The following is a 6,643-nucleotide window of genomic DNA, read 5'->3' as shown; positions in this document are numbered from 1 at the left end:
ATCGCCGAAGGGCTTGCCGGTCTCCTTCGACACCGCCGATGCGAGCGAGGATGCATCGGACGCGATGGCCTTCTTGAACTCGAGGAGCCAGTCGCGACGGCCGCGGAAGTCCTGCGCCTCCCACCAGCGGGCGGCGACACGGGCGCGTTCGACGGCCGCACCCACGGCGGCTTCGTCGGCGATCGGGTACTCGGCGATCACCTCGCCGTTCCGGGGATCGAGGCTCGCGAAGGTGTCGGTGTTCGCCGTCGTGGATGCCGAGTCCGAGGTGGCCACGGCCCTCTTCGGATCGGTGAGGTTCTGGGTCATATTCGACACTTCCTGGTGGACCACATCACATATATTTGATGTGATAACTGTAGTGGACATCACACTAAGCGTTCGCGGGCCGATTGGACAACCCCCGTGCGCAGTTGTCCGGATTCCTACAGGAGACACGATGGCGGCACCGACACGCAGCCCCGGGATCGAGACGGATCACGCTGCGGCATCCCGACGTTCGGAGGGGCGCGTGCGGCGCCGTCCGCAACTTTCCGACGAGGTGGCCGGCCACCTCCGCGGATCGATCATGTCGGGCGTCCTGCGCCCGGGCGATTTCATCCGGCTCGACGAGACCGCCGTCGAACTGGGCGTCAGCGTCACTCCCGTGCGGGAGGCGTTGCTGACGCTGCGGGGTGAGGGGATGGTCGAGTCCGCCCCGAATCGCGGATACCGGGTCTCGCCGCTCACCCGCGGCGACATCGACGACATCTTCTGGCTGCAGGGGCAGATCGCCGTCGAGCTCGCCCTCCGCGCGGTCGACCGCGCCACGCCGGCCGATCTCGAACGTCTGACCGAGCTGAACGAGCGCCTGCGCATGCTCGTCGTCCTTCCGGACGGGGTGACACCCGACATCGAACGGATCGCCGACGCGGAGTTCGACTTCCATCGGGAACTCAACCGCATCGCCGACAGCCCGAAGCTCGCGTGGTTCCTCAACGCCGCCGCTCGCACCATTCCGTACCGTCTCTACGCCCGTGACGCCGAGTGGGGGAGGCTTGCCGTCCGATCGCACATCACGTTGATCGAGGCGATCACCGCGCAGGACCACAGCGAGGTGATCACACAGACGCTCGTGCAGTTCGAGGATGCGGCCGCGCGTCTGGTCGCGCACCGCGAACGAGCAGGGGTCGATTCGCCTTCCGGATAGGCATCCGCCCCTCCGGGTACGGATGCGCACAACCGTATGACGGTGCCGCACTCGTACTTTCATCATCAGGAGACCTCCGATGACGACCCACGCCGACGAGCGCGTCCCCGCCGAAGAATCCGTGACGGCCCCTGCGCCGCTCTCGGCCGGCGCCGTCGATCTGGCCGACTTCGTCGGTGAGTCGATGCTCCTGCTCGGGGCCGGCGCGACGGTCCTCCTGCAGTTGGCATCGCGCGGAGTCGGGCACGGCGTCGCCGACCACAGCAGCACCCTGCAGCGGCCTCTCGACCGGCTGCGCACCACGATGACCTACGTCTACGCGGTCACCCTCGGGACTCCCGAGGAGAAGAAGCAGATCGTGCGGATGGTCAACAAGGCGCACGTCCCGGTGCGTTCGGAGACCTACAACGCCTTCGATCCCGAACTCCAGTTGTGGGTCGCCGCAACCCTGTACCGCAACGGCGTCGATATGTACCAGCGGATGTTCGGCCCTCTCGCCGAGGCCGACATCGAACGCATCTACCGCCAGTCCGCGGTCTACGGCACTGCCCTGCAGGTCGAGGACGACATGTGGCCGAAGACGCGGAAGGAGTTCGACAAGTACTGGGACGAGATGATCGCGACCTTCGAGGTGGACGTGGAGGTGCGTTCGTTCACCCGTAATCTGCTCACCGGTGGCGACGCCCCGCTTCCCGTCCGCGCGCTCATGCCGCTGCAGCGCTTCATGACGATCGGGCTGCTCCCGCAACGCATGCGCGACGAGTTCGCACTGCCGTGGAGTCCGCGCGACCAGCGTCGGTTCGATCTGTTCTGGAAGGTGGTCCCGCCCATCTATCGTGCGGTGCCCGAGCCGATCCGTCAGCTCTCGGCCACCTGTTACCTGCACGACATGCGCCGCCGGATGAAGGCGCACGGACACGTCATCTGACAGGCTCCCACAGCGCATCGAGTTCGCGAGGATCGATACGGTGCGGCTGCCGGGCGGCTCAGGCCTCGGGCGGGCGGGTGCCGTCGAGTGCGGCAGCGAGCGTCTTCGACGCGATCTCGTCCGAGCCTGCATCGGCTTTCCGCGGAACGGTGAAAGTCGCAGCGACACAGGCTATTGCGACGACGAAGCACGCCGCGGTGTACCCCAGGCTGCCGATCGGGTCGCCCGCCTCGGTTACCCCGTCGACGGCCGAGAACCAGTCGGGCAGCGCGCCGATCCACAGCACGGCCATCACGGCGAGATACGCGACGGCGTACCAGCGGACGAGGTCGTTCGAACAGGGCCGATCGGCGGGTGTGCTCCGCAGCCGGGACCATTGGCGCGAGAGCACGTAGATCGCCACGATCGACAGGATCGCGAGTTCGGCGGCGTAGATCGTCGCCCGCACCGTCGTGCTGCCCATGCCGATCACGGTCGCCGGTGCCGGGAGGATCACGACGCCCACGGACGCGACAAGTCCGACAGTGATCGTGCGCCAGGTCAGTTCGAGTCCACCGAAGGTGCGACCGGCGTCGATGTGCCGGCCGACGAAGAACTGCGCGCAGAACGCGAGGGACATCGGCCACAGGGCGGCGAAGACCACCACGCTCGGGAGGGGCACCGAGTCGAAGAAGGGCTGGTTGATCGGATTGTCGAGCGACCACTCCCACCACCGCAACTGCGGACCGAGATGATCGAAGATCTCGTAGAAGGCGTGGTGGACGAAACCCACACAGACCGCCCCGACGAAGGTGCCGTACTGCCGGAACACCCCGAGCATGCGGACGATCTCGAACGCGATCGTCGCCATCATCGGATAGATGGCGATGATGTAGAGCGGCAGGCGCCCCCACAGGAACTCGACGGTGAACACGTTGTGCGCGAACATCGTATCGAGGTACTCCTCGACGCCGAATACGTCGGGGAAGTACAGCAGTGGTTCGATGATGAACAGGAACGCGAGCGTGCCGAGCCAGACGACGAGGTTCGTGGCGTCGCCGGTGCGCCGCAGCCGGACGATCGCGTACACCAGCATCAGCACGGCGCCGAGCACGATGGTCGCCTCGAGGACGGGCAGCGTCCAGTTCTCCGACGCGAACGGACTGCGCAGTTCGAAGATCCCACCGGCTTCGTCGCACGAGAATCCGAGGCGGGCCGAAAGGTCCTCGAAGGTGGGCGAGCACAGGTCGGACATCAATCGTTCCTTCCGCCGGCGGTTTCCGCCGTGTACCAGTGCGAGACGTCGTAACCTTCGTCGAATCGCCGGAACCATACGTCGGCGAGGGCCGGCAGCTTCTCGTGGTCGGGATTGTGTTTGGGCATCTGGCTGCGGATGATGCCCATCAGCGAGACGAGTTGTTCGCCGAGCGGCAGGACGTCGAAGGCGCGCGGCATGGGGCCGTGATCCTCGTACTGCAGGAACGGCAACCTCCGTCGCAGGTTCTGCTTACGGCGGTACGAGGCGAACATCGACATCGCGTCGATCTTCCGTTCCTGCAGGGGCACGTGCTTGTTGAAACCTTCGCACGCGATGGCGATGACGTCGAGCACGTGCTTGAACACCGACGGTGCCTGCCGCATGCGGTACAGATCGCTGCCGACCACCGCGTCGAAGATGACGAGCGCCGAACTGCGGTGTTCGATCTCCTCGACGAAATGCCAGATGAACAACGAGGCAACCCGATCGTCGCCGGGGCGGAAGAGCGCTGCGTCGTTGTCGAGCATGAGCTTGAAGACGGGCGTGAAGGTCGCCTCGAGGTCGGCGGTGTACGCGAGCCGGTATTCGGCGGAGGTCTCGGCGGTGAGCGTGTCGAAGGCGCCGATGACGTCGTCGAGGGTCTCCTGCAGGCCGGGATAACTCTTGATCAGGCCCTTCACGTGCTGCCGGTGAGCGGTCGAATGCTGGCCCTCCTGGTACATGAAGGCGTCGGCCTCTTTGCGGACGCCGGGATCGGTGATGCGCGGAGTGATCTCGCGGATCATGTTCACGATCATCTTCTCGAAGCCGATCGCGAGGAACGAGACGGCGTTGGCCATGCTCGAGAAAGCGGGATTCTCCTCGTTCCACAGGAACGGCACGTCGTAATCCGCGAATGCGAAACGCATCTTGCGGACCTGCAGGTTCGTCATGGGGCGGTACCTCGTCTCGTCGACACCGGACTGGTTGGGGACACCGTTGGGGAGGATCCCGGAAGAGCCGGGAGGTCCCGGTCGGCGTGAACATACACGATTGGCGCAATCTGTATGATAGGTGTCCCATTCGCTCGAGGAGGACCGTTTCGGACCACCTCCGCAGAGGTCGAGCGTGTTACCGTCGGGTCTTCTCCAGGCGACGGGTCGAGGAAGCGCGAAGTGGCACGCAGACGTGGGTGGGGTGGGAGTCCTCCCGCCGACGACGACGAGGCGTCGCAGCGGATCGTCGCTGCCGCCGTCGACCTGATCGACCGGACCGGCGCGGAGATCAGCATCGCCGACGTCGCGCAGTCCCTCGGGGTGATCCGTCAGACGGTCTACCGCTACTTCCCGAGCGCCGACGCGCTGATGCGCGCGGCGGCCATCGCTTCGGTCGAAGGATTTCTGGAACGACTCACCCGGCAGGTCGCGGGACTCGACGATCCGGTCGAGGCCATGACCGAGGGTGTGGTCTACACACTCGCGGAGGTGCGTCGCACCCCGCATCTCGGCATCCTGTTGTCGAGCACCTATTCGAACCCGCACCCCGAGGCGTTGGCCTCGAAGGAGGCGTGGATGTTCGGCATGGCGATGATCACGCGCTTCGATGTGGACTGGAAGAGCTACGGCTACGACGACGACTCCCTCGCCGAGCTGGTCGAGTACGTGCTGCGCACCATGCAGTCGTTCTTCGTCTCGCCGGGAACTCCGCCGCGCTCCGACGACGACCTGCGTCGCTATCTGCGCCGCTGGATGGGAACGGCGATCCTCGCCCAGCGGGAGTGGGGACCGAAGGATCCGACGCCGGGGGCCGCGAGGAGCGACCACTCTCCCGTAGAGTCCGGTTCGTGACGAACGAGGAGCAGATCAGGCGCGCCGATCGTACGCGCGACGGCGACCCGCAGAACGTTCCCCGTCCGGTGGACGGTGAAGCCGACCGCATGGTGGTGGAGACGACCTGGGGCGAGGTGCAGCCACTGCAGGTGGCGACGGGCGTGACGACCGTCGGGGAGCTCGAGGTGATCGAGTTGCTCGGCCGGGGTGCCGTACTCGTCGACACGCGTGTGCCCGATTCCCGGAGCGGGGTGACTCTCCCCGGCGCCGTGAACATGCCGCACGACGACATCGTCGCGCGGAAGGGAGAGCTCGATACCGCCCGGACGACGATCGTCTTCTGCAACGGTCCCCAGTGTCCTCAGTCGCCCGATGCGATCCGGAAGCTGATCGAGGCGGGATATCCCGCGTCCGCGCTCGCCTACTACCGGGGGGGCCTGCACGATTGGGTGACGCTGGGATATCCCCTCGCTCCGGCCTGACCGGCAGCACGAAAAAGCTTGCATTCGCACTGTGACGTAGCTAACATCGAAGGTGCGAATCGAGCTTATGAGACGTCCGCGGACGACAGAGAGAAGCTCGTGAAGCAGAGATCCGGCCCGGAGAACGCGTCAAGCGAATCACCGGGCCGAACCCCTGTCCGGGGGTAGATTCGCAGACACATGTCGGTCGGTGCCGATCGCCACGACTGCAAGGGGGCCCGGATGGAGGAGCGCATCACCACCGTCGAGAGGGACGGACTCCGGTTCGACATCCGCGACGACGGACCGCTCGACGGGGAACCCATCGTTCTCCTTCACGGATTCCCGCAGGACTCCCGCTCCTGGGACGCGGTCGCGCCTCACCTGCACGCCGCGGGATATCGCACCTTCGCACCCGACCAGCGTGGCTACTCGCCCGGTGCGCGGCCATCCCGGCGTCGCGACTACCTGCTCGAACTGCTCGTCGACGACGTCGTGGCGCTCGTCGAAGCGGTGCCGGGCGGTCGTGCGCACGTCGTCGGGCACGACTGGGGAGCCGCCGTCGCCTGGGTGCTCGCCGCGCACCGCCCCGAACTCGTCCGCACCGTGACGGCGGTGTCCGTTCCGCATCCGGCAGCCTTCCTGCGCTCGTTCGTCACCGGTCCGCAGTTGCTCCGCTCGTGGTACATGCTGGTCTTCCAGCTGCCCTGGATCCCCGAGATCCTGTTGGGCAGGGAAACGGTCGCGCGCCGGATGCTGAGCGGTACCGGCCAGCCGTCCGCCGCGACCGACCGCGATGTCGCGCGTCTGAAGGACCGGGCTGCGGTGCGGGCCGGCGTGAACTGGTATCGGGCTGTGCCACTGTCGAATCCGAAATGGTCTTTCGCGAAGGTCACCGTGCCCACGCTCATGGTATGGAGCGACAAGGACTCGGCGATCGGACCCGGCGGGGTCGAGGCGACGGCCCGCTACGTGACCGGACCGTATCGACGGGAAACCCTTGTCGGCACGAGTCACTGG

The 6,643-nt window shown here is 66.2% G+C and carries 8 protein-coding genes; 5 read left to right on the top strand and 3 right to left on the bottom strand.

Annotated features, from left to right (window positions below; translation table 11 throughout):
• Positions 1-309 (bottom strand): aldehyde dehydrogenase family protein (locus R1101_RS0113365; protein ID WP_026003235.1); only part of this gene is annotated, 309 nt, incomplete at its 3' end.
• A 130-nt stretch (positions 310-439) separates the two neighbouring features.
• On the opposite strand from R1101_RS0113365, the gene R1101_RS0113360 reads away from it, so the two are divergent.
• Positions 440-1,189 carry a GntR family transcriptional regulator gene (locus R1101_RS0113360; protein WP_016933921.1) on the top strand — a complete coding sequence of 250 codons (750 nt, stop codon included), beginning with the start codon at positions 440-442 and terminating at the stop codon, positions 1,187-1,189.
• A gap of 79 nt (positions 1,190-1,268) precedes the next feature.
• Entirely contained in the window at positions 1,269-2,117 is an 849-nt protein-coding gene (locus R1101_RS0113355) for an oxygenase MpaB family protein (RefSeq protein ID WP_016933920.1), read from the top strand.
• A 58-nt stretch (positions 2,118-2,175) separates the two neighbouring features.
• Here R1101_RS0113355 and R1101_RS0113350 read toward each other — a convergent pair whose 3' ends face one another.
• Entirely contained in the window at positions 2,176-3,351 is a 1,176-nt protein-coding gene (locus R1101_RS0113350; protein ID WP_016933919.1) for a hypothetical protein, read from the bottom strand.
• Entirely contained in the window at positions 3,351-4,286 is a 936-nt protein-coding gene (locus R1101_RS0113345) for a metal-dependent hydrolase (RefSeq protein ID WP_016933918.1), read from the bottom strand. The genes R1101_RS0113350 and R1101_RS0113345 overlap by 1 nt, the downstream gene beginning before the upstream one ends.
• 222 nt (positions 4,287-4,508) lie before the next feature.
• Between R1101_RS0113345 and R1101_RS0113340 the strand changes: the two genes are divergently transcribed.
• The 3 genes from R1101_RS0113340 to R1101_RS0113330 all read left to right on the top strand — a co-directional run.
• Positions 4,509-5,180, top strand: coding sequence for a TetR/AcrR family transcriptional regulator (locus R1101_RS0113340; protein ID WP_016933917.1), 672 nt, complete (start codon positions 4,509-4,511; stop codon positions 5,178-5,180).
• Complete coding sequence (locus R1101_RS0113335) at positions 5,177-5,644, top strand: rhodanese-like domain-containing protein (RefSeq protein ID WP_016933916.1); 468 nt, start codon at positions 5,177-5,179, stop codon at positions 5,642-5,644. The genes R1101_RS0113340 and R1101_RS0113335 overlap by 4 nt, the downstream gene beginning before the upstream one ends.
• A 222-nt stretch (positions 5,645-5,866) precedes the next feature.
• The coding region (locus R1101_RS0113330; RefSeq protein WP_026003236.1) for an alpha/beta fold hydrolase at positions 5,867-6,643 on the top strand (777 nt) is incomplete at its 3' end.

The sequence above is a fragment of the Rhodococcus sp. R1101 genome (assembly GCF_000278445.1).
In the GTDB taxonomy this organism is placed as follows: Bacteria; Actinomycetota; Actinomycetes; order Mycobacteriales; family Mycobacteriaceae; genus Rhodococcus; species Rhodococcus gordoniae.
This window is presented reverse-complemented; position numbering and strand designations above follow the sequence as displayed.

Bases quoted from the DNA above. Each gene is read 5' to 3' on its own strand.
- R1101_RS0113360 (WP_016933921.1), top strand. From the start codon at position 440: ATGGCGGCACCGACACGCAGCCCCGGGATCGAGACGGATCACGCTGCG.
- R1101_RS0113355 (WP_016933920.1), top strand. From the start codon at position 1,269: ATGACGACCCACGCCGACGAGCGCGTCCCCGCCGAAGAATCCGTGACG.
- R1101_RS0113350 (WP_016933919.1), bottom strand. From the start codon at position 3,351: ATGTCCGACCTGTGCTCGCCCACCTTCGAGGACCTTTCGGCCCGCCTC.
- R1101_RS0113345 (WP_016933918.1), bottom strand. From the start codon at position 4,286: ATGACGAACCTGCAGGTCCGCAAGATGCGTTTCGCATTCGCGGATTAC.